This is a genomic window from Bradyrhizobium sp. USDA 3650 (assembly GCF_054057395.1).
This window is the reverse complement of the sequence record NZ_JBSRZG010000001.1, coordinates 2,382,074-2,406,620: the sequence shown is the minus strand read 5'-3', so window position 1 is coordinate 2,406,620 and position 24,547 is coordinate 2,382,074. Positions and strand designations below refer to the sequence as shown.

Genomic DNA, 24,547 nt, shown 5'->3' with positions numbered 1-24,547 from the left:
GATCGTTGAACCTGAGGAGGGCTGTCAGCGGTTAGCGTGTATTGCCAGCGGTCATGCGGGATCCATTTAGCGGGATAGTCGCGCGGCAAAGACATTATGTTCGTGGACAAGGGCGTTGGCAAAGCAGCTCCAGGATCGGCAGATACTTGGATGCAAGGTCTCCGGCGGCCGGATGGAAAACGCCTATTTAACACGTCGGAACATGTTTTTCCGGGCCACGCTCGACAGTTTGCGCGCTCATTGGCGCCGACTGCTTCGAGGCTCCTTGGAGGCAAACACATTTGTCGGCTGGAGAAGCAGTATTAATGATATTATTTAAACGACTCTACCGATTAAATTTGACGATGTCGTCCCCTCACGTGATATTCTAGGGCTACGAGTGGGATACCGTTAACCGCGGATATCGAGTGAAATGAGACCGTCGGCGTCCGCAGTCTTGACCCATCTTCCGGGCAGGCAACCGGCCTCGATTTCGGGGCGCGCGTCTGCGCTTCCGTTCATGGTCACTGCAATTGTCGTCGGCCTGTTCCTGCCTGAGGAACTTTCTTTCTATATATTCGGGCTGAGGCTGACTGTCGTTAGGCTGCTCTGTCTGTTGCTGGCGCCGATCCTGATTGTGAAGGGACTACAGAAGGCATCGGCTGGACGCTACAGATTCGTGCTATCGGATCTTCTTGTCCTCCTAGCCGGGTTCTGGCTGGTCTATGGACCCGCCAACGTCGACGATCCGGTATCGGCGCTCAATCATGCCGGCCCCACAATTCTTGAGTTTGGCGTCGCCTACATGGCGACCAGAATTCTGTTGTCTGAGCGTGGTCATGCGCTGGCTTTAGCCAACCTGCTTTGTCGAGCAATTGCAGTGGTTGCGCTCGTCGGGGCGCTCGATCCTGTGACTAACCATCGGTTCGCGCACGATCTGGCCGCCGCAATCGCAGGCCCGATGCATAGCATCGATTCCTGGGACGACGCCTATCGCCTTGGTTTGCTGAGGGCGACAGGAACAATCGAGCATCCTATTCTGTTTGGCTTTATCTCCACGATCGGCATACTTATCGCGGCCTCGGTCCCTGTCCCCGGGCGGTTCTTCGTCATTGGGGCGTGCGGGCTCGGAGCCGTCCTGGCCTTTTCGTCGGCACCGCTTCAGGTGATGATTATCGGGTTCATTCTGCTTGCCTACAATTCGATGTTTTCACGTATGGCTGGCCGCTGGCTGGTTCTGGTCGCGATAGGTATACTTGCGGTTAGCGCTGCGTTCGTGATCAGCAATAATCCCGTCGGGTTCATAATCTCGAACCTGACCTTCTCGCCCGAGTCCGGCTATTACCGCGAATGGACTTGGCACATGGTCACTCTTTACGTGTCACAATCGCCCTGGTTCGGGCTTGGGTTTGGTAAGCTCCCGGATGAGATAGACCATTCCATCGATTCTTTATGGCTCGTGCTGTCGATCCAGTCTGGCTATCCTGGGGCTGTGCTGGTCGGGCTTTCGTTGATGGGGGCCGCTCCAATTGGGAGTCGTGGGCAACACCTGACGCCGACCGAGAAGAAGCTCGCAACGATCGTTGGGATCGTGCTTTTTCTCACTCTCTACATTGCATTCACCGTGCACATATGGGGATCCGGTTGGATTTTGACCGGCCTCCTGATTGGCCTGAAGGCGCATTTGACTGAATTGAATCGCTTGATTGATCCTCGCCGCTCCGGTTTGGCGTCCTGAGAACTCTCGTACAAGTCAGATCGTTGCGAGCTTCGTGAGGGTGCGCCCGCAATGGTTTGAAAGGATGTCGCGATGCACTTTACGTTCTCGAAGTTGATTGGCTTCTTTCTTGTCCCTTCTAATGTCATTGCCTCCTTCGCAGTGCTGGCGCTGATCCTGCTTATTTTTCGCCGCCGAAGCGCGATGCTGTTTGCCGCACTGTCTCTGGCTGTCTTGGCGGCCGGAGGCTTGTCACCGATCGGAAATATGCTCCTGACGCCTCTCGAGCAGCGATTCCCGGAGATGACGCTTCCTCGCGAGCAGGTCGATGGGATCATTGTGCTTGGCGGATCGTATGACTCACAAAGCCACGGCTATCTCAGCACCATCGTTCTCCGAGACGATACAGAGCCGATGGCGGTCATGGTTGCCTTGGCCAAAAGATACCCAGCGGCTAAGATCATCTTCTCTGGCGGGACAGATGGCGTCGACGGCCCAAGTGAGGCATCGGTCGTCAAGCAGTACTTCATTTCGTTCGGAATTGCGGCGGATCGCATTCTGGTCGAAGGGAATTCGCTGACGACAGCGGAGAACGCGCGGTATACGGCGCACCTCATCAATCCACGGCCTGGATCGCATTGGCTCCTTGTAACCTCCTCCTACCATATGCCACGAGCGATCGGTGCCTTCCGAAAGGTTGGCTTTGATGTGTTCGCCTTCTCGGTGGGGTCGCGGACCCATGGCTGGCAGGAGATGTGGGTGCCGGAAGACACGGCCACGGACAATTTGCGACGTGTCGATATCGCCGTCCACGAATGGTTGGGATTGCTGATCTATCGGTTGTCAGGTCGGTCCGATGAGTGGTTTGCACGATGAGGGCCAATCCGTGCAATTACGGGGGCGCCCAGGCTGGGGCTGGCTCTCACGCTTAGTCGGGCCGGCGCTGGTTGAGGCGTCTGTTTGTGTGTTTGGCGCCTTCCTCGTCCACCGCATCACTTGGGCGATCTCCATATTGAGCGTCAACAAGGGGCGGCGCGTCGAGATCTATAAAATCAATGATTGCCCTCTCGGCAGCTCCCATGAAGAGCGTTGGATGCCTGCGACGATTTGAATCATCAACATTGACCAATCACCTGTGCGAGCGCCCGTATGCTCTGATTCGTGATGGGGCTGAATCGAGGCATTTTCCACTAGTCGGCCGATTTCTCAGCGGACGACACCTTCAAGCAACTGTCTTATTTAAAGTAGATTTAAAAACCCATTTAATTCGGCCGTTCTGTAAAAAAGAACCTATTTCGCTTAGGCGCTTTTAGCAAGCGTGGCGGATTGGCGGCGTTGTTGTCCTTTTTTACTTCGTTCAATGATTCAGTTGTGCGAAATATTCACCGGCACGTTTCGTAGGAAGTCCTAGAAATCGTCTTAAAAAAGACCAGACCGAGGATCAGTCGAGGAGTTGGGTTTGGGGTAACAGCTCATCAGGTTTAAAGCGCAGGGGTGCGCAACTTGAGCGGCTGAGGCGGGAATTCCAAACGTGCGTGAACAAAGGGGCCAAATTTGACTCGCAAAACGCATCCATCCGTGCAGTTTGATCATGCCGAGCGCCACAGCTCTTCAGATATCATCGCGTCGATTGAAGCCGCGGCGGCTGACGCATTGATGGCCATCCGATCGACGGGTGCTGCATCTCGGATGGCAATCGCCCAGTCTCTTCATCGCGACGTGTTTCATCACGGGCATACGGCCGAGCTTGACCAAGGGGTAGGTTTGCGGTCGGACGCGAATAGCGAGGTGGGCTCGGGTTCGCCGAGCGATGTCACGATCGTCGATACGCCCGCTCATTCCTTGGCCCCGACGGTGGAGGTCGCTGGTAGCGGAGGTGCGTCCGCGGATGCCGGCGCTCAGCTTGCCGTGGTCTCGGACGGTGGCACTCTGGAGCTCTCGTCTTCATTCTCGGGTGCCGTCGCATTCGACGGAGCGACCGGCACCCTCAAGATCGACGATTCCTCGACATTCAGCGGCAAAATTGCCGGTCAACTTGCTATCGGCGATGTCATTGATCTTGCGGACGTCACAGCTGGCGCAAACGCGCAGATCAGTTACACCGGCAACAACTCGCCTGGCATACTCACGGTCAGCGACGGCACGCATACCGCCAGTATTGAGTTGCTGGGCAACTATTCGCTGGCGAACTTCGCGGCATCGAGCGACGGTCACGGTGGCACGTTGATCGTCGATCCTCCGCTGGTTGGCGATGGTTCTGCTGGAGCGCCTGGCGGAGGCCCGCAATTGGCTGGAATATTGGACGGCTACACTGTGCGCCCTTCCTGGGAAGTGGCCGGCGTCGACTATGCCGTCGGCATTACCGCGGGCACCGTCCTGAAGGACCCTTCAACAATAAAAATGGCTGGGGTTTCAGTTAACTCCTCGCTCCATCAGGTCACGGTCACGGGGGGCAACGTCACGCTTGACGGTTACGACTTCTCGCTCGCCGGCGGTTGGTCCGTCATCACGCAGGCTGCGAATACGACGATTTCCAATTCCAACTTCAAGATTGGATCAAACAGCAATTTCACGATCTACGGAGACAACGGCTCTTCAAATCTGACGGTCAAGAATTGCGTCATCGACGGCAATATGCAGTCGGATCAGCTCAACAACGGTCTCATTTACACAAGTACGTCGGGCCTCACCGTTGAGTATACGCTGCTCAAGAATGCCTATTCCGATTTTATCCAGGCACAGGGTGGTGGGCAGGTCACCATCAAGTACAATGTGCTGAATGACAACGGGAACGTTAATGCGCATCCCGATTGGCTTCAGACAATGGGGAGCAATCCCTTCACTGAAACCATCATGTACAACACTGTGTACCAAACCGTCGTGTCAAATTCGGACGGTACACAGGGCTTCATGCTCAATGACAACGGTTCGACGGTCACGAGCGCGGAACTGGCTTATAATACGATCATAGCCCTTCCGGGCTCCAACGTCGGCGTCATGACGACGGTCAATGGGGGATCGAGTCTGGCTGGAACCGTGCTGATCCACGATAATTTCGCCGATACGCGAGGGGGCACTTTCGGCAACGAAAGCTTCTTCTCCGATCCGACTTATTCCCCCAATGCCAAGTACTACAACAACACCAATATGGAGACGGGTGGGCTGTATTTCCAGAACATCACACCTTCGCCAACCGCACCTGTCGGGGCTCAGACGAACTCCGCAAAACCTGTTGTGACACATTCGACGTTGGTGCCGACCGTAACTGTCACGAGTGAGACAGTGAGTGGGGACGCAGTCACGCTAAAGGGGCAGGCGAGCTCTGGTTCCTGGATTAGCGGTTATACCATACAGATTTTTGATGGCGCGACGCAGATCGGTCTGATCGACACCGATTCATCCGGTGCCTGGACTTTTACGGCGACGCTATCTGCCGGGACGCATAGCCTGACGGCAAAGGCAAACAACTTTTTCGGCTATGTCAGCGCGCCTTCTCAGGCGGTGAGCGCGGTCATTGCCGGATCCGGAACCTCGAGCCCGACCCCGCCTGCGGCGCCGACGATCGCTTCGTTCACGACCGACAGCGGTGTTGTCGGCGACCACATCACCAACGACAACACGCTGACGCTGACGGGCTCGGCCGTCGCCGGCAGCACCGTGAAGGTGCTTGACGGTTCGACGGTGCTGGGGACCGTGACGGCGAACTCGAGCGGCGCCTGGACGCTGACCACGGCCGCGCTCTCCGACGGCGGTCACTCGCTGACGGCGACGGCGACGACCTCGGGCGGCACCAGCGTTGCGTCGACGGCCCTGGCCGTCACGATCGATACGCACGCGCCGGGTGTGCCGACGCTGGTCGCATCGACGTCTGCAGCGACGCTTGCGAGCACGCATGTCGAGGTCCTGACGGGCACGGCGGAAGCCAACAGCACGATCACGGTGTTCGACGGTGCGAACAAGCTCGGCACCGCGGTCGCCAACGCCAGCGGCGCATGGAGCTATACCACTGCGGCGCTGTCGACCGGCGGTCACAGCTTCACGGCCACGGCGACCGATGCTGCGGGCAACACCGGCACGGCGTCTTCGCCGGTCTCGGTGACGATCGCCGCGGCGCCTGCGGCGCCGACGATCGCTTCGTTCACGACCGACAGCGGTGTTGTCGGCGACCACATCACCAACGACAACACGCTGACGCTGACGGGCTCGGCCGTCGCCGGCAGCACCGTGAAGGTGCTTGACGGTTCGACGGTGCTGGGGACCGTGACGGCGAACTCGAGCGGCGCCTGGACGCTGACCACGGCCGCGCTCTCCGACGGCGGTCACTCGCTGATGGCGACGGCGACGACCTCGGGCGGCACCAGCGTTGCGTCGACGGCCCTGGCCGTCACGATCGATACGCACGCGCCGGGTGTGCCCTTCGAGGCCGGCGACTCAATCGTCAACGGCAACCAGGTGGTGTTAACAGGCACGGCCGAAGCAAACAGCACGGTCCAGGTGTACGATGGCGCGACCCTCGTCGGGACGGGAACGACGAACTCCTCAGGGAACTGGACCGTTACGACGGTCGGACTATCAGAAGGAGCTCATTTCCTGACAGCAACGGCAACCGACGTCGCAGGCAATGTCAGTGCGCTTTCACAGCCCCTGGATCCAGTCATCGGTGCTGCAGTTCCTGCCACTCCAACGATCGCTTCGTTCACGACCGACAGCGGCGTTGTCGGTGACCACACCACCAACGACAACACACTGACGCTGACCGGCTCGGCCGTTGCCAGCAGCACTGTGAAAATATTCGATGGTTCGAGCCAATTGGGTACGGCCAATGTGGATGGTAGCGGGAACTGGTCATTCACAACTGCGGCGCTCGGTGACGGAGGCCACATCCTCACGACGCAGGATGTCGATTCTTCGGGGCAGGTTAGCCTCGCATCGGCGCCCCTGTCGATCACGATCGATACACACGCCCCGGTTGCTCCGACCATTGGTGCGTATTCGCAAACAGGATCGTCGGTGGGAAGCACGACGACCCTTAACGACCTCGTGCTGAAGGGATCCGCGGAGGCCAATAGCTCAGTCAAGATCTTTGACAACTCAACCCAGATCGGGACCGCGACCGCGGACAGCAGTGGCGCGTGGAGCTTCGATACCGGCGTGCTGTCGAATGGAGCTCAGAAATTTACGGCGACGACAACGGATGCGGCAGGAAACGTGAGTGCGGCATCCGCCGGTCTCAACGTGACGGTCAATTCGGCATCCTCAGGCTACGCAGATGGATCGAGCAGTGCGCATACCGGCACGCCACAGCTGGCGTCGTTGCTGGACAGCTATGCGGTTCGCCCACCCTGGCAGGTCGCGGGCGTAGACTACGCGGTTGGTGTTCCGGCGGGCACGGCGCTCAAGGATCCGAGCGTTGCTGCAAATCTTCCGGCTGGCGTATCGATCGACACTGCCAACCATGTCGTGAGCATCCTTGGTAACAACGTTACGCTTGACGGTTTCGACTTCTCGCTGAGTGGCGGTTGGACAGTCGTCGTCAAGCCGGGAACTACGGGCACGACGACGATCGAGAACTGCAACTTCTCGCTTGGCGCAAACCAGCCCGTTGCCATCGATGCAGGTTCGACCAACGTGGGAAATCTCACGGTGTTGAACTGCTCCTTCGACGGAAATCAGATGAATATTCCGTCGGTGCAGCCGCCGCCGGCAGGAACGGGACTGGGCGCCGCCATCAACTATAATGGCACTGGCACGTTCGTCGCCAAATACAACTACATTCACGACATGCCCGCCGATGGTATCGATTTGGGCAACGGGACTGTTACACCTACGATCCAATACAACGTCTTTGAGGGCTTGGGGTATACGCCGGGGTCGCATCCTGACCCCATCCAGTTTGTTGGCGACGTCGTGAATAATGCGATGATTGCCTATAATACAATCTATCAACCTCAGGGAGTTGAACCGAACGAAGGGCTCGCCGTTCAAGCCCAACTCGGCTCGACGATTACCAATACGACTATCGCCAACAATGTTATCATCGCGACCGGCCCCAACATGTCGATCTCGTTGAACATTGGGCTGTTCCAAGACAGCGGAAACGTCCTCAATGGAGTGATTGTCAGCAACAACTACGTCGATCCCACGGGTACCTTCACGGATACGGGCTTTGGCGATCTGCCCTCGGAAGTGCAGGGATCAAATCTCACCATCGAAAACAACATCAATCTCCTGACTGGCAAGAAGACGGGCCCCACGGCCGGCAGCTTTGCGACAACCGATGTTGTCAGCGTCGTTCCTTCGCCGAGTTCGGGGACTGAGGGCGTTGGAACCTCGATCGTATTCACCGTCAAGTTCGACCAAGCCATGACTGTGACCGGCAAGCCGTCGTTGGTCCTGAATGACGGAGGTGTGGCGACATACACAGGGGGGGCAGGCACCAACACGCTGACGTTCAGCTATACTGTCGCTGCGAGCGATACCAAGGTGTCTGCACTGGCCATCACCCAGTTCAACTTGGCGAATGGTGCGAAAATCGCCAATTCGCTTGGGGATGCGGCCGAACTCACCGGCGCGTTGAAGACCTTTACTGGCCTGCAGGTAGATCCTGGCACGACCTCCACCCCGACCCCGCCTGCGGCGCCGACGATCGCTTCGTTCACGACCGACAGCGGTGTTGTCGGCGACCACATCACCAACGACAACACGCTGACGCTGACGGGCTCGGCCGTCGCCGGCAGCACCGTGAAGGTGCTTGACGGTTCGACGGTGCTGGGGACCGTGACGGCGAACTCGAGCGGCGCCTGGACGCTGACCACGGCCGCGCTCTCCGACGGCGGTCACTCGCTGATGGCGACGGCGACGACCTCGGGCGGCACCAGCGTTGCGTCGACGGCCCTGGCCGTCACGATCGATACGCACGCGCCGGGTGTGCCGACGCTGGTCGCATCGACGTCTGCAGCGACGCTTGCGAGCACGCATGTCGAGGTCCTGACGGGCACGGCGGAAGCCAACAGCACGATCACGGTGTTCGACGGTGCGAACAAGCTCGGCACCGCGGTCGCCAACGCCAGCGGCGCATGGAGCTATACCACTGCGGCGCTGTCGACCGGCGGTCACAGCTTCACGGCCACGGCGACCGATGCTGCGGGCAACACCGGCACGGCGTCTTCGCCGGTCTCGGTGACGATCGCCGCGGCGCCTGCGGCGCCGACGATCGCCTCGTTCACGACCGACAGCGGTGTTGTCGGCGACCACATCACCAACGACAACACGCTGACGCTGACGGGCTCGGCCGTCGCCGGCAGCACCGTGAAGGTGCTTGACGGTTCGACGGTGCTGGGGACCGTGACGGCGAACTCGAGCGGCGCCTGGACGCTGACCACGGCCGCGCTCTCCGACGGCGGTCACTCGCTGATGGCGACGGCGACGACCTCGGGCGGCACCAGCGTTGCGTCGACGGCCCTGGCCGTCACGATCGATACGCACGCGCCGGGTGTGCCGACGCTGGTCGCATCGACGTCTGCAGCGACGCTTGCGAGCACGCATGTCGAGGTCCTGACGGGCACGGCGGAAGCCAACAGCACGATCACGGTGTTCGACGGTGCGAACAAGCTCGGCACCGCGGTCGCCAACGCCAGCGGCGCATGGAGCTATACCACTGCGGCGCTGTCGACCGGCGGTCACAGCTTCACGGCCACGGCGACCGATGCTGCGGGCAACACCGGCACGGCGTCTTCGCCGGTCTCGGTGACGATCGCCGCGGCGCCTGCGGCGCCGACGATCGCCTCGTTCACGACCGACAGCGGTGTTGTCGGCGACCACATCACCAACGACAACACGCTGACGCTGACGGGCTCGGCCGTCGCCGGCAGCACCGTGAAGGTGCTTGACGGTTCGACGGTGCTGGGGACCGTGACGGCGAACTCGAGCGGCGCCTGGACGCTGACCACGGCCGCGCTCTCCGATGGCGGTCACTCGCTGATGGCGACGGCGACGACCTCGGGCGGCACCAGCGTTGCGTCGACGGCCCTGGCCGTCACGATCGATACGCACGCGCCGGGTGTGCCGACGCTGGTCGCATCGACGTCTGCAGCGACGCTTGCGAGCACGCATGTCGAGGTCCTGACGGGCACGGCGGAAGCCAACAGCACGATCACGGTGTTCGACGGTGCGAACAAGCTCGGCACCGCGGTCGCCAACGCCAGCGGCGCATGGAGCTATACCACTGCGGCGCTGTCGACCGGCGGTCACAGCTTCACGGCCACGGCGACCGATGCTGCGGGCAACACCGGCACGGCGTCTTCGCCGGTCTCGGTGACGATCGCCGCGGCGCCTGCGGCGCCGACGATCGCCTCGTTCACGACCGACAGCGGTGTTGTCGGCGACCACATCACCAACGACAACACGCTGACGCTGACGGGCTCGGCCGTCGCCGGCAGCACCGTGAAGGTGCTTGACGGTTCGACGGTGCTGGGGACCGTGACGGCGAACTCGAGCGGCGCCTGGACGCTGACCACGGCCGCGCTCTCCGACGGCGGTCACTCGCTGATGGCGACGGCGACGACCTCGGGCGGCACCAGCGTTGCGTCGACGGCCCTGGCCGTCACGATCGATACGCACGCGCCGGGTGTGCCGACGCTGGTCGCATCGACGTCTGCAGCGACGCTTGCGAGCACGCATGTCGAGGTCCTGACGGGCACGGCGGAAGCCAACAGCACGATCACGGTGTTCGACGGTGCGAACAAGCTCGGCACCGCGGTCGCCAACGCCAGCGGCGCATGGAGCTATACCACTGCGGCGCTGTCGACCGGCGGTCACAGCTTCACGGCCACGGCGACCGATGCTGCGGGCAACACCGGCACGGCGTCTTCGCCGGTCTCGGTGACGATCGCCGCGGCGCCTGCGGCGCCGACGATCGCCTCGTTCACGACCGACAGCGGTGTTGTCGGCGACCACATCACCAACGACAACACGCTGACGCTGACGGGCTCGGCCGTCGCCGGCAGCACCGTGAAAGTCTTCGAGGGCTCCACTCAGCTGGGTAGCGCCAATGTTGACGGCAGCGGCCATTGGTCCCTAGCGACGCCCACGCTCAACGATGGAATTCACAATCTCACCGCGCAGGATGCATCCGGCGGTCCCGCGTCGGGGACATTTGCGATCACGATTGATACACATGCTCCGACTGCGCCGACGATGGATGTTGCTTCGCAGGCCGGGACCACCGCGAAAGCCAGCACCATCGCCGACGACGTCATGCTCAAGGGCACCGCAGAAGCGAACAGCCTGATCAAGATCTTTGACGGCTCGGTCCAGATCGGGACCTCAACTGCAACCAGCACGGGGGTATGGAGCTTCGATGCGGGCAACCTGAGCGCTGGTGGACACGATTTGACCTCGACAGCGACCGATGCTGCGGGCAACACCAGTCAAACCTCCGCTACCACGCACCTTGAGATCGATGCGCAGGCTCATGTCGAATTCACGAATCTTTCGGAGAACCGTTGGGGTGCCGTCACACTGAAGGGTACGGCCGATCCCAACAGCACTATCAAACTCTTCGATGACACGAAGGCCCTTGGTTCGGCCACCGTGGGGTCGGATGGAACTTGGACGTACACAACTAAAGCCGGCTTTCCCAACACCGTTCATAAATTCACGGCGCAAGAAGTCGACAGCTCTGGGCACGTTGTTGCCAACAGTGATGGGGCCGCAATTCTGGGAACAACCGGAAGAAACGCACTCACCGGCACGAATGGGGATGACGTTTTCCTGGGTAACGGACGCATTGATACGTTCGTTTTCGCGGCCAACTTCGGCAATGACGTCATCAAGGACTTCCACGCCAGCGGTTGGAATCACGATGTGATACAATTCAACAACACCGCTTTCGACAGTTTCGCCAGCGTTTTGGCTCACGCTTCGCAATGCGGTGGCGATGTGGTCATCTCCGCCGGCTCCGACAGCCTCACGCTGAAAAACACGAAATTGAGCGCACTCGATAGCCACGATTTCCACTTTGGATAGCACTTGACGATTAGGGGCAGACGATTTTGCGGGGGACTTATGAGTGATTTGGGATCGCGGCGGGAGCTCCCGCCGCCCGACGCGTCTGCGGTCGAGGTTTCTCACTGGCAGGTGGCTAAGGCCGCAGTGGGGATCATCGTCGATCGGGTTCGATCGAAGGTCTCCGGCGGGGCGCTGGAGACAATGCGCTCCCGAATCTTCCGCGAGCGTGCAGGGGCGGATGCGGTCTACGGGGACGCGCGCTCCGAAGTACTCACCTTCGTCGTTTCTTGCCGTCGCATCTTTTGGGCTCTTGCGATATTCAGCGGCCTCAGCAATCTTTTGATGCTGAATGGCTCCTTCTTCATGCTGCAGGTCTACGACCGGGTACTGCCAGGCCGCAGCATCCCGACTCTTGTCGCGCTGTTGGCCCTCGTGGCGATGCTATATGTGCTTCAAGGAGGGCTTGACCTGGTCAGAAGCCGGATAAGCCTGCGCATCGGCCGTTATCTCGACGAACGACTGGGACTGCGGGTCTTTGATGCGCTCGTCAGATTGCCCCTCAAGACGCGGGGCGACGGCGACGGGTTGCAGCCTTTGCGCGATCTCGACCAGGTTCGCAGCTTCTTGTCGAGCAGCGGCCCGGCCGCTTTGTTCGATCTGCCATGGATACCGATCTATCTGGGTATCTGCTTCCTCTTCCATTTTTGGATCGGAATAGCCGCGCTGCTCGGCGGTATCATACTGGTCGGCCTCACCGCTCTCACGGAAATTCAAAGCCGCGGTCCGGCCAAAGCCTCTTCACGACATGCAGTCCTGCGCAGTGCCCTTGCGGCTGAGGGACGACGAAACGCTGAAGTACTTCAGGCCATGGGAATGCGGCGTCAGGCCGCCGAGCGATGGCAGGACGTGAATCAGAAATACCTGGCGGCCCATGAGCGATCCAGCGATATCGGAAGCGGGCTCGGCGGCATTTCAAAGACGTTCAGGTCGCTTCTGCAATCGCTTATCCTCGCGGTCGGTGCCTATCTGGTCATCAATCAGGAATCTACTGCAGGTATTATCATTGCAAGCTCAATCTTGACTGCCAGGGGACTTGCTCCTGTCGAGATCGCAATCGCGAACTGGAAGGGCTTCGTCTCCGCAAGGCAAGCAGGTCGGCGCCTCGACGATTTGCTCAAGCTCCTGCCGCGCGAAGAAGAGCCGCTCGCGTTGCCGCCGCCGACCGGTGCCCTGGTCGTCGAGCAGCTTCATGTCGCGGCCCCGGGCTCCCAGAAACCCCTGCTGTCGGACGTATCGTTCGCGTTGAAAGGCGGGCAAGCGCTTGGCATCATCGGCCCAAGCGGAGCAGGCAAATCTACTTTGGCAAGGGCGCTCGTGGGGGTTTGGCCACATGCACGGGGCAAGATTAAACTGGATAATGCCGCACTGGAGCACTGGTCATCCCAGTCCCTCGGCAAACACATCGGATATCTTCCTCAAGATGTCGAATTGTTCGACGGCAGCATTGCCGTCAATATCGCCCGGTTTGACGTCAAGGCCACTCCTGCAGCGGTTTTGGGAGCCGCAAACGCTGCCGGAGCGCACGATCTCATCCTGTCTCTTCCCGACGCCTATTCAACGAGAGTGGGCGAGGGCGGCATGGCGCTGTCGGCCGGACAGCGTCAGCGTATCGGCCTTGCCCGCGCGTTCTACGGGAGCCCATTTCTTGTCGTCTTGGACGAGCCCACTTCCAATCTCGATTCAGAGGGTGAGGATGCGCTGACCGAGGCAATCCTTGGTGTGCGTCGCCGTGGCGGGATCGTCATCATCGTTGCTCACCGCCCCAAGGCCCTTGAAGGGGTCGACCACGTTCTGGTGGTTGGGGAAGGCAGAGTGCAGTCGTTCGGGCCCAAGGAAGAGGTACTGAGGAAAGTCTTGCGCACGCCGGTACCGTTGAGGGTTGTCGCCGACGGACAAGGAGGGGCGTGATGGAGGGCGAAGCCGCAACGCCAGCGTTACGATCTATTCAGCGCTACATGATCGTTGGCATTCTCATTATTTTATTTGCGACGTTTGGAATTGGCGGATGGGCCGCGACCTCACAATTGACCGGGGCCGTGATCGGGCAGGGCGTTGTTGTCGTCGATTCGAGCGTCAAGAAGGTGCAACACGCAACAGGCGGCATCGTTGGTGAGATGCACGTGCGTGAAGGTGACCATGTCGATGCAGGGCAGATCCTGATCGGACTGGACAAGACCCAAACGCTCGCCAACGCCACAATTGTTATTCAAGGCGTCGATGAACTCCTTGCTCGTCAAGGTCGTCTCGAGGCGGAGCGCGACAATTCCGAGCAAATCGTCTTCCAGATGTCTTTGATCGAGCGCGCGCGCGACACCTCTTCTGTGGCTGCGCATGTCGTCGCTGCCGAGAAAGCCCTCTTCAGTTTGAGAAGGGAAGCCAGGGCTGGCCAGAAAGCCCAGCTGAGGGAGCGAATTGCGCAACTGGCGGAAGAAGTAAAGGGATATTCGGGCCAGGTCGACGCAAAGCTCAAGGAAATCGATCTGATCCGTCAGGAACTCGAGGGTGTTCGTGCCCTTTGGCAGAAGAACCTCATCCCGATCGCACGACTAACCGCGCTTGAGCGCGATTCAGCGCGACTTGAGGGTGAGCGCAGTCAATTGACCGGGGCCATCGCGCAATCCAAGGGCAAGACGGCCGAAATTCAGCTCCAAATGATCCAGATTGATCAGGATTTGCGAACTGAGGTCGGCAAGGACCTGATCGAAACGCGCGCAAAGCTCTCGGAGTTGTCGGAACGCAAGACGGCGGCGGTGGATCAACTGAGCCGCGTGGACATTCGCGCTCCGCAAAGTGGTCGTGTGCATCAACTGACAGTTCATACCGTTGGTGGTGTGATTGCGCCTGGTGAGCAGATCATGCTCATTGTTCCAGATGCAGACGCGCTTGCCATCGAGGTGAAAATCTCGCCGCGCGATATCGACCAGGTCTATTTCGGCCAACAGGCGGCCTTGCGATTTGCAGCGTTCAACCAGAAAACCACGCCGGAAATCGAAGGCACGGTAACAATGGTATCGCCGGATTTGACCGAGGATCGGAGAACCGGCAATAGCTTCTATACAGTGCGGGTGGGACTTGGCGCGGATGAGCTCGAAAAACTCGGGACCGCCAAGCTCGTGCCCGGCATGCCGGTCGAAGTGTTCATCAAGACGGCCGGCCGGACGGCACTGTCTTATCTGACCAAACCTCTGATGGACCAGGCTGAGCACGCGTTCAAGGAGAGGTGAGTTGGCTTAGTGCACAGTCGCTTGTCCGCCCACGTTCGATGCCAATTCTGAGATTTGTCTGACTGCTGAGCCTTCGATTGCGACGCAGGTCAGGCGTCCCGTCACGAAGGCTCCGGTGTCAATGTTCAGGCGGTTGGTCCGCACATCGGGGACACGTACTGGCGTATGGCCGTGGACGACGAAAGCCTCGAAGGGCGCCCGGAAATCGAGGAAGTCTTCGCGGATCCAGAGGAGATCGCTTTCGTCCTGCTGAGCGATGGGGATATTCGGACGAATTCCCGCATGTACAAACAGGACGTCTCCGCATTGAAACCATGTTTGCAGCGAGCCAAGAAATGCCCGGTGATCGTCGGGTAGGGTCGTGGCGAGTTGCACTGCGAGGTCAATTCGCTCCTGCATGTCGGGTTGCAGGGTGGGCTTCAGACCATAGGAGTGGAGCGTCTCAAGGCCGCCGCAGGTCCGCCATGAGTCCAGGGCCGTCGGATCCTGAAGAAAGGCTAAAACGAAGGTCTCGTGATTCCCTTTCAGGAATACGCTTTCGATTCTGGCTTTGCATTCGACTAAGATATCCAGGACGTCCTTCGATGATGGTCCCCGATCGATGTAGTCACCCAGGAAAACGAGAATTGGCCGTTCGGCCGGACTCCTTGTGTAGTCGGAATTGATATTTTCGAGCACCGAACGCAACAGGTCCGCGCGGCCATGGATATCTCCGATTGCATATATCCTCACGCCAGTGGGGAGGCCAGCGGGGATACGAATGCTTCGTCCCGCATCGAAGACCATAGGATGCGCGCTGCCGCTTCGTGCCGCCGGGCGTAATCTCCGTGCGCTATCCAAGCGTCTCGGTCTGGCCAATTGACCGGTCACCAGCCGGACCATCGTCAGAACCGGCTCGGGAAACGTTTGCCAAAACCTCGGTTTAAAGCTTCCGCCATGACCCGGCGCGTCGAACGAGGGCGGATTGGAGGAGGCTTCAAGCGAACCATCCTGATCACGCCAGGAGGAGGAGCTGAAGTTCCGATTTAAGACGTCCGATCGCCAAGCATGCAATTTTAGAGCACCGATCGAACCCAGGATCACGACCTGGGCGCACACGACGAGTGCAAGTTCGCCAAGGGTCATCCCCGTGCGATCCTGCCGCAGATCACCTCGCGCGCGCGCCAAGGCCCCGCGAGATAAGATCGGTCTATTGCCCCTCGTTGGCTACGGTTCATCGCGATACGCCATCAAAGATGTTGTGTCTTGGCCCAGACCCATCTATCCCGGATGCCCACCCTAGAATGTCCCGATGCCCGAGCGGCTCGTTCGAGCATGAAATATCAGGCGGCAACTATATGCGCGCTGGACGCCGCCATATTAGTTGCCTTTGCGGCGAGGAGTTCACGAACGACCCGAGGTACTTGTCGGTGTGCCTTGGCGCGGGCATATGGCATTTCGACGATCGCTTTGCCTTCCGGGTACAGTTCCTCGTGTTCGTGCCAGTTGTCGAAGGCGAGACGATCGACATTGTCGATGAAAGTCTCCGCCGGCGTGTTCTCGGCCAGGATCAACGAGTGATGTTCAAGTTCAACATGATAGTAGGTGAACGTCAGTGGTACTTTGGTTTCGCGTACAATCGATGTGCCATTAACCAGCGCACCGGCCTGAATGAGCACACCCCTGACAAGGATTGCGTGATCAGGCGATAGCAGAAAATCGCGCGAAGGCACTTGCTCACCGAGGGCGTTGGCCCGAATGCGAACCGGCAGTACACGGAGCGGATCTGCGAACAGCATCGAGATGGTCTGACGCCCTATCCAGACGACCCGTTCGGTCTGGCCATCGGACGTCAAGACGCGGTCTCCGCGAACCATCGTCTCTACAGCACACTCTCCATCGGGCGTACGGATCATTGTCCCCGCCATGAAGCATGCGGCCTCCCGGAGCGCAATTGAGAATCCGCGCTGATTTACGGTCGAATACAACTGATCCATCTCGTTGGGCGAGGTCGCTCCGGCAGATGCCAGACGCTCGTCGGCGACCATAATCTGGGGAAATTCGTATGTGTTCGAATGGGTGTTGGAACGGACGGTGGTTGTCCGGTCGTTCGTATAGTCCTCGGCGCCGCCTTTGCTCATCCAAACGCTGACAAGGGTGTCGTTTGGGCTGGTGGTCGTTACTGACGGCGCGACCGTTTCATCAAGGTAGGCGCTCGTGTTGGTCTGACCTCCGAAGGCGTCGATCGGCGAGGTCGGATCCACGCCGGAATAGCTCAGCAGCGTCCAGGAGTAGTCAGACTGATTGGACCAACTAAAGTTAAGGTTTTGGCTCTCGTTGCCCGTTGCGACCTTGTAAAAGATCGATGCGTTGGCAGGCACGCCATCGAGCGACAGTGCCGTATTGTCCAACTGCGCCCAACCCGGCGGAGGCTGGACAGGGCCAGACGGAGGGCCAACAAGCGGTCCGTCCCCGTGCTCACCGGTGTGGGGCACCAGCGGCACGACAACTGCGATCAACAGGTCGTTCGGATTGATCGTTCCGGCGGATAGAGTGACGCCCGTCGCGAGCTGAAAATTGGAGTTCCCCGACTCTGCCCAGTTGAATTCGATGGCCAAGACAATACTCCTACCAACACTAATCTACCGCTAACGCAGGCCTGGTTCGAATGATGAGCCGGCATTCCGAAACGAGGAATTATTAAATTTTAAACCATTAAATCGATAAGGCAACAAAAAAAGTGCATTTAAAAGCTTGGCCATTTGTCGCGGCGCATGGTTAATGCTGTGAATTACGCCAGATGCAAGCGATCTCCACTATTCGGAGTTCCACGACAAAAATCGATAGTCATTCGCCAGAAGCGTTAATGAGCTGTTCAACACCGCGAGTCGATCATCTCTACCAGGACCTGCATGTCGGCAACTCCCGTTCCTGATGCACTACGGCGACAATGACGGATTCGACCCATCTGACCCGTCTGGTACAGCAGATCCGACCGACCGAAATCTACAATCTCGCTGCCCAAAGCCACGTCGCCGTCAGCTTCGAAAGCCCGGAATACACCGTCAATGCCGACGGCATTGGCGTCCTGCGCCTGCTGGAAGCAATCCGCATCCTCGGCATGGAGAAGGAGACGCGGTTCTACCAGGCCTCGACCTCGGAGCTCTACGGTCTCGTCCAGGAGATCCCGCAGAAGAAGACGACGCCGTTCTATCCGCACTCGCCTACGGCGTGGCAAAGCTCTACGGCTACTGGATGACGGTGAACTATCGCGAGGCCTATCGCATGTTCGCGAGCAACGGCATTCTGTTAAATCATGAGAGTCCGATCCGCAGCGAGACCTTCGTCACGCGCAAGATCACGCGTGGCGTCGCCCGCATCTGGAGCAGACGCTCTATCTCGGCAATCTCTCGGCCAAGCGCGACTGGGGCCATGCGCGCGATTATGTCGAGGGCATGCACAAGATCCTGCAAGCCGACAAGCCCGACGATTTCGTGCTCGCCACGGGCGAGATGCACTTGGGGCGAGAGATGGTCGAGTTGTCGTTCGCCCAAATCGGCTGACGCATCGCGTGGCGCGGCGAGGGCGTCGACGAGACCGGCGTCGACACCAAGACCGGCAAGAAGGTCGTGAAGATCGATCCGACCTATTTCCGCCCTACCGAGGTCGATCTCCTCGTCGGCGACGCCAGCAAGGCGCGCGAGGTGCTCGGCTGAACGCCGAAGCAGAGCTTTTTAGAGCTCGTCGCCGAGATGATGGAGAGCGATCTGGCGGTGCCAAACGGGCACGACGAGTTGCAAACGTACCGTTTGAACTGCAGGCAAGAGCGTCGCAGGCCATCACGGCATGGTCGGCAGCGCGCTTGCGCGCCTCAACTCATCACCGTGGACCGGCGCGAGGTCGATCTCCGCAAGGAGGCCGCGGTTCGACTGGTTCGGGAAGACGCGAGTGATCTTCCTCGCCGCTGCAAAGGTGGGCGGCATCGTCGCCAACAACACCCTGCGCGCCTTCATTTACGACAACATCGCGATCGCGGCTAACCTGATCCAGGCCGCGCATCGAAACGGCGCCGAGAAGCTGATGTTTCTGGGCCCGCCCTGCATCTACCCAAAGGACGCCGCGCAGCCCTTGCGCGAGGACTCCGTGCTCACTGGTCCGCTAGAGCCGACCAACGAGGCCTATGCGATTGCCAAGATCGCCGGGATCAAGATGGTCGGCCTATCGCAGCCAGTACGGATGCGACTTCATCAGCGTGATGCCGACCAACCTCTACGGCCCCGGCGACAATTATCATCCCGAAATGAGTCACGTGGTCGCCGCCCTGATCCGTCGCTTCCATGAGGCCAAGGTTTCGGGCGCGAAGAATGTCGTCGTTTGGGGCACCGGCACGCCGCGGCGCGAGTTCCATTATGTCGACGACATGGCAGATGCCTGCGTGCACCTGATGAACACCTATGCCAGTGCCGAGCTGGCCAATATCGGCACCGGCGAGGACATAACCATCGCCGAATTCGCGCGCCTGGTTGCCGAAATCGTCGGTTACAGCGGCGAGATCAGTTTCGATAGCTCGCGGCCCGACGGCACGCCGCGCAAGCTGCTCGACGTCAGCCGTCTAGCCGACTCGGCTGGCGCGCGACGACACCGCTTCACGACGGCTTGAAGCACGCATATGCGGCTTACCTCTGAATTTAGGCTGCAGGGAGCGGGGCAAGGCCTATTCGTCCCGGGTATGCTGCCGCGATCGTCTCTGCGGCATCAGTGAAGCGGTGATGCTGATCCGGATAGTTCCAGCAGCCGACCACACTCAGTCGCGACGCCTGGCTTCGGGGACATAGTTTCAGATCGTCGTCCGGAGAATAGTCGGTGCGCATTTGTAGATGACTGAGGCCAGCCAATAGGGGCTGAGTCGCTCGATTTGGTGCGAAAAGTGCCTCGCGCGCCACTTGTCCGCAAGCCACCAAGGCATCTGCCCGTCACGGCCTGGGCTCTTACCGCACGGGGAATGACCGCGTATAGCGGCAGAATGAAGTGATCGAATCGCCTTCGAATACCCTCTTGCCATGGGCCATGTTAAGCAAAACGCAGGCGGGCGGGAAGCGAACTAGCTGCCAAGCATCCAGCCAATCGCCCTAACCAAATGGTTGTAGGCAGGACGGCGACAGCACCGGAGACGAGAAGGACCAATCGAAACGTGAGGGGCTCGTAGGCATCTGCAACGTGGCGTGCTCGATCCAAGACTGCAGCAACTTCGGCGGACCGGTAGCCACGACCGATCATTTCGCGCAACTCCCGCTCGTCGCGGAAGTTCAGGCTTTATGATCTGACAGCAGTCGTTGCCCTCTACGCTTCTGCTATTCTACTTGAAATCGTTTGGAGCGATACCAGTAAGGGCGCCTACTTCCTTCAAAGACAGGGGGCGCACTTCGCAGGACGGCGGGTCTCAAAGTTGGGTCGGCTTAGTGTTCTTAGAACTCTTGGGCGTCTCCACTGCGTATGAGATACCTGGTCCGCGTGTTCATTGCTCTGTTCTTTCCCTGTTAGGTGTCTTGATATTCCCTGATACGTTTGCGCGCGAGCATCGTCACTCTCGAGTTTTGCTGAGGTTTTCCGGTCTTTCGGCTTGGAGCCACCCGACCATGTGCCATCCTTTCGCTGTTTATTTCCCTGATTGCAGGGAAATAAGTTGCCGCCGATGTGATCTGTGCAAAAGGTCGGATCGCCCGCGAGGTTGGGAGTTGAGTAAGGAAATTCACAGGTTTTGGAGCGGCCGCCTCACCGCGACCATCCACGCCCACGGCGCCTAGATGTGCTGGCTCAAGCAGAAGTACGGCGCTGAGTTCGTCTGGCAGGCGGAGGGGGCCTGGCCGAGCCCTGCGCCGAATGCCGCCAGGTGCTGTTCGTTCGGTGCTCCCCGGGAACACTTGTTGAAAGACTTCCGGGCAGTCAGGAGCCCTTTATGGACGCGCACCTGATGTTGCGTCGGCAGGCAAAGGGCGCCCCTTCTGGTTAGCTTGGCAAGGCTGACATCCGAAGCGCCCGACATTAAGCTTGCCGATGCGATGGGGGCTGTTGTCCAATGCTGAACCCTTGCCTGGACTGGTTCAGTCTGGCAATGCGGTATATGAGGTCGAACAACGGAGTTTATTTTGGCCCCCGTGGTGGTTACCGGCGCTGCCGGCTTCATCGGCATGCATGTCTGTGAGCGCTTGCTCGCGCGCGGGGAACGAGTTGTCGGCATCGACGCAGTGACCCCTTACTATGATCCGGCGCTCAAGCGCGCTCGCCTCGAGACGCTCAAGCATGATGCCTTCACATTTCACGAGATCGATCTTGCCGACTTCGCTGCGGTGACGCGTGTGTTCGACGAGGTCGCGCCCGACCGCGTGGTGCACCTCGCGGCGCAGCCCGGCGTGCGCGCCTCGATCGACGATCCCATCACCAGCATCCGCGCCAATTGTGATGGATTCGTCACCGTGCTCGAAGCCGCCCGGCGCCACGGTCTGGCGCATCTCGTCTACGCCTCGTCGAGCTCCGTGTATGGCGCCAACCGCACCTTGCCGTATTCGACCGAGCAGTCGGTCAATCATCCGGTCAGCCTCTATGCCGCGAGCAAGAAGGCCAACGAGCTGATGGCGCACACGTTCGCGCATGTTCACAAGCTGCCGGTGACCGGTCTTCGCTTCTTCACTGTCTATGGTCCATGGGGCCGGCCCGACATGGCCGCCTGGCTCTTCACGCGCGCGATCTTTGCGGGTGAGCCGATCAAGCTTTTCAATAATGGAAATATGTGGCGCGATTTCACCTATGTCGACGACATCGTCGAGGGCGTGATCCGCACCCTCGATCGGCCCGCGACGCCCAATCCCGCGTGGAACGCCGAGCAGCCGGAAAACTCGTCGAGCTATGCGCCGTATCGCGTCTACAACATCGGCAACAATTGCTCGGTCAATTTGATCGAGTTCGTCGAGACACTGGAGAAGATCATCGGCAAGCCCGCGATCCGCACGCTTTTGCCGATGCAGGCTGGCGACGTCCTCGAGACGCGCGCCGACATTTCGGCATTGCAACGCGACGTCGGCTTCACGCCCTCGACGCCGCTGGCGGATGGCTTGGGCCGCTTTGTCGAATGGTATCGAAATTATCACCGCCTATAAACCCCTCACTTGAGTAGCTCACACGTGTCCCAAAAAATTATCCCCCTGATCATGTGCGGCGGTGCCGGAACGCGGCTGTGGCCGGCTTCGCGCGAGGTGCGGCCCAAGCAGTTCCTGCCGTTGTTCGGCACGCGCTCGACCTTCCAGGACACGCTGTTGCGCGTCTCGGAGGCCTCGCTGTTCGATCGCCCGATCGTCATCACCAATGCCTCCTACCGCTTCATGGTGCTGGAGCAGCTCGCCGAGATCGGCATCGAGGCCGACGTGATCCTGGAGCCGATGCGGCGCGATTCCGGGCCTGCGATCGCAGCCGGCGCGGTGTTCGCGCAGAATCGCTCGAGTGAAGCCATCGTGCTCGCGCTCGCCGCCGACCACGTGGTGCAGGACAATGCGGCCTTCGTCGCGGCGTGCCGTGAGGGTCTCACGGCCGCGAGCGCCGGGCGCATCGTCACGTTCGGCGTCAAGCCGGAGCGGCCGGCGACCGAATACGGCTATATCAGCCCGGGCGAGGTCATCTCCGGCGAAGTGCACGCGGTCGCGCGTTTCGTCGAGAAGCCGGATGCGGTGAAGGCGGCCGACTACGTCAATTCCGGCTATCTCTGGAACAGCGGCAACTTCATGTTCCCGGCCGCCGTCCTGCTCGACGAATACCGCAAGGTCGACGCGGCGAGCGTGGAGGCGATTTCCAATGCCGTGACCAATGCCGGCCGCGATCTCGGCTTCGTGACGCTGGAGCCCGTGGCGTTCGGCGCGGCCAAGGCGATCTCGATCGACTATGCGGTGATGGAGAAGACCGCGCGCGCGGCGGTCGTACCGGTGTCCTGCGGCTGGTCCGACGTCGGCTCCTGGCACGCGGTGTGGGAATTGTCGGACAAGGACGCGCAAGGCAATGCTTCGCACGGCACCGCCGTGTTCGAGGATTCCCGCAACTGCAACGTCACCACCGATGCCGCGCTGGTCGCGCTCGAAGGCGTCGACGATCTCATCGTGGTCGCGACTGCCGATGCGGTGCTGGTCTCGCGCCAGAAGGATGCCAACGGGCTGAAACGGCTGGTCACAAAACTCAAGGCGGTCGCGCCGAAAGTCACCGAGGAGCATCTCAAGGTGCATCGACCCTGGGGCAGCTACCAATCGGTCGACAATGGCGAGCGCCACCAGGTCAAGCGCATCGTGGTGAAGCCGGGCGGACGGCTGTCGCTGCAGAAGCACCATCATCGCGCCGAGCATTGGATCGTGGTCCGCGGCACCGCCCGCGTCACCGTCAACGAGACCGTCAAAAGCGTGCACGAGAACGAGTCGATCTATATCCCGATGGGCGCGGTGCACCGGATGGAGAACCCCGGTAAAATCATGCTGGAGCTGATCGAGGTCCAGACCGGAAGCTATCTCGGGGAAGACGACATCATCCGGATTGAAGACGACTATAAGCGCTCTTGAGCAGAGTGTCGCTCCAACATTCCGCTAACATTTGGAAATTGTCCTGCGAAATGCGATGATCGGAACAGGCTGTCATGACCGACGACACGCACACGATCCGCAGCGGCGGGCTCACCGCGACCATCAAGGCGCAAGGCGCGGAGATGTGTTCGCTGGCGAGCAATGCCGGCATCGAGTTCGTCTGGCAGGCGGAGCCGGCCTGGCCGCGACATGCGCCTCTGCTGTTTCCGATCGTCGGGCGCCTCGCCAATGACGAATTGCGGCACCGGGGCAGGACCTACCGGATGACCCAGCACGGCTTCGCGCGTGACAGCCGCTTTGCGTGGGTGGAACGTGGCGAAAGTCGCTGTGCCCTGATGCTCGAAGACAGCGAGACGACGCGCGCGCTCTACCCGTTCGCGTTCCGCCTGACGGCAACTTATGCGCTCGACGAATCCGGTCTCGATCTTTCGCTCACGGTCGCGAACACCGGCAAGGAGATATTGCCGGCCTCGCTCGGCGGCCATCCTGCTTTCAACTGGCCGCTCCAACCGGAACTGGCCAAGGAGAGTTACGCGCTGAGCTTCGCGAATGCAGAGCCGTCTCCCGTCCGCCGTCTCGACGGCGGCTTGCTTCGTCCGGCGACCGAGCCGAGCCCGATCAAAGGCTCCGTGTTGCCCTTATCCGAATCCCTGTTCGTCGACGACGCAATCATCTTCGATCGGATCGCGAGCAATTCGGTCCGCTATGCCGCGGAGCAGGGCGCGCCCACCGGGCCGTGGTTGAAAATGTCATGGCGCGGCTTTCGCGAGCTTGGCGTCTGGTCGAAACCATCTGGCGCGCCGTTCCTCTGCATCGAGCCCTGGCGCGGCTATGCCAGTGCGGCCGGCTTCGATGGCGAATTCACTGACAAGCCGGGCCTGATGCACATCGCGCCCGGAACGGAAGAGCAATTGTCATTTCGGGTCGAGGTTGGATCGTCCTGAGGCGGCCGGACGGCCTTCGCGCAT

10 protein-coding genes and 2 pseudogenes are annotated in these 24,547 nt (G+C 60.1%); 10 read left to right on the top strand and 2 right to left on the bottom strand.

The window, feature by feature from the left end; translation table 11 throughout:
• Window positions 1-499: 499 nt before the first annotated feature.
• From ACVIN2_RS11355 to ACVIN2_RS11335, 5 genes are all read left to right on the top strand, one after another.
• Window positions 500-1,717, top strand: a complete 1,218-nt coding sequence (locus ACVIN2_RS11355) for a hypothetical protein (protein WP_035973834.1) — start codon at window positions 500-502, stop codon at window positions 1,715-1,717.
• A gap of 72 nt (window positions 1,718-1,789) precedes the next feature.
• Window positions 1,790-2,572 (top strand): YdcF family protein, encoded by a 783-nt coding sequence (locus ACVIN2_RS11350; RefSeq protein ID WP_007606863.1) that lies wholly within the window; start codon window positions 1,790-1,792, stop codon window positions 2,570-2,572.
• Window positions 2,573-3,274: 702 nt separating this feature from the next.
• Complete coding sequence (locus tag ACVIN2_RS11345; protein ID WP_456765686.1) at window positions 3,275-11,722, top strand: Ig-like domain-containing protein; 8,448 nt, start codon at window positions 3,275-3,277, stop codon at window positions 11,720-11,722.
• A gap of 183 nt (window positions 11,723-11,905) precedes the next feature.
• The gene (locus tag ACVIN2_RS11340; RefSeq protein WP_157234137.1) at window positions 11,906-13,672 is read left to right on the top strand and encodes a type I secretion system permease/ATPase; all 1,767 of its coding nucleotides are present in this window, start codon (window positions 11,906-11,908) and stop codon (window positions 13,670-13,672) included.
• Window positions 13,672-14,988: an HlyD family type I secretion periplasmic adaptor subunit gene (locus ACVIN2_RS11335; protein ID WP_007606867.1), complete on the top strand. Its 1,317-nt coding sequence runs from the start codon at window positions 13,672-13,674 to the stop codon at window positions 14,986-14,988. The genes ACVIN2_RS11340 and ACVIN2_RS11335 overlap by 1 nt, the downstream gene beginning before the upstream one ends.
• Window positions 14,989-14,994: 6 nt before the next feature.
• Here the strand turns inward: ACVIN2_RS11335 and ACVIN2_RS11330 are convergent, their stop codons facing one another.
• Together ACVIN2_RS11330 and ACVIN2_RS11325 are read right to left on the bottom strand one after the other, a co-directional pair.
• Entirely contained in the window at window positions 14,995-16,113 is a 1,119-nt protein-coding gene (locus tag ACVIN2_RS11330; protein ID WP_456765685.1) for a metallophosphoesterase family protein, read from the bottom strand.
• Window positions 16,114-16,310: 197 nt separating this feature from the next.
• Window positions 16,311-17,585: a Hint domain-containing protein gene (locus tag ACVIN2_RS11325; RefSeq protein WP_456765684.1), complete on the bottom strand. Its 1,275-nt coding sequence runs from the start codon at window positions 17,583-17,585 to the stop codon at window positions 16,311-16,313.
• 251 nt (window positions 17,586-17,836) lie between these two features.
• Between ACVIN2_RS11325 and gmd the strand changes: the two are divergent.
• The 5 genes and pseudogenes from gmd to ACVIN2_RS11300 form a co-directional block, all read left to right on the top strand.
• A pseudogene (gmd, locus tag ACVIN2_RS11320) lies at window positions 17,837-18,680 on the top strand (GDP-mannose 4,6-dehydratase); the annotation flags it as partial.
• A 101-nt stretch (window positions 18,681-18,781) separates the two neighbouring features.
• A pseudogene (locus tag ACVIN2_RS11315) lies at window positions 18,782-19,653 on the top strand (GDP-L-fucose synthase family protein).
• 1,460 nt (window positions 19,654-21,113) lie between these two features.
• Window positions 21,114-22,121, top strand: a complete 1,008-nt coding sequence (locus tag ACVIN2_RS11310; protein ID WP_456765683.1) for an NAD-dependent epimerase — start codon at window positions 21,114-21,116, stop codon at window positions 22,119-22,121.
• A 24-nt stretch (window positions 22,122-22,145) separates the two neighbouring features.
• Window positions 22,146-23,558: a mannose-1-phosphate guanylyltransferase/mannose-6-phosphate isomerase gene (locus ACVIN2_RS11305; protein ID WP_456765682.1), complete on the top strand. Its 1,413-nt coding sequence runs from the start codon at window positions 22,146-22,148 to the stop codon at window positions 23,556-23,558.
• Between the two features lie 74 nt (window positions 23,559-23,632).
• The gene (locus ACVIN2_RS11300) at window positions 23,633-24,523 is read left to right on the top strand and encodes an aldose 1-epimerase family protein (RefSeq protein ID WP_456765681.1); all 891 of its coding nucleotides are present in this window, start codon (window positions 23,633-23,635) and stop codon (window positions 24,521-24,523) included.
• The last annotated feature ends 24 nt before the right edge of the window (window positions 24,524-24,547 follow it).

Excerpts from the sequence above, each read along its gene's own strand:
- ACVIN2_RS11355 (WP_035973834.1), top strand. The coding sequence starts at position 500 with ATGGTCACTGCAATTGTCGTCGGCCTGTTCCTGCCTGAGGAACTTTCT.
- ACVIN2_RS11350 (WP_007606863.1), top strand. The coding sequence starts at position 1,790 with ATGCACTTTACGTTCTCGAAGTTGATTGGCTTCTTTCTTGTCCCTTCT.
- ACVIN2_RS11340 (WP_157234137.1), top strand. The coding sequence starts at position 11,906 with ATGCGCTCCCGAATCTTCCGCGAGCGTGCAGGGGCGGATGCGGTCTAC.
- ACVIN2_RS11335 (WP_007606867.1), top strand. The coding sequence starts at position 13,672 with ATGGAGGGCGAAGCCGCAACGCCAGCGTTACGATCTATTCAGCGCTAC.
- ACVIN2_RS11330 (WP_456765685.1), bottom strand. The coding sequence starts at position 16,113 with ATGACCCTTGGCGAACTTGCACTCGTCGTGTGCGCCCAGGTCGTGATC.
- ACVIN2_RS11300 (WP_456765681.1), top strand. The coding sequence starts at position 23,633 with ATGACCGACGACACGCACACGATCCGCAGCGGCGGGCTCACCGCGACC.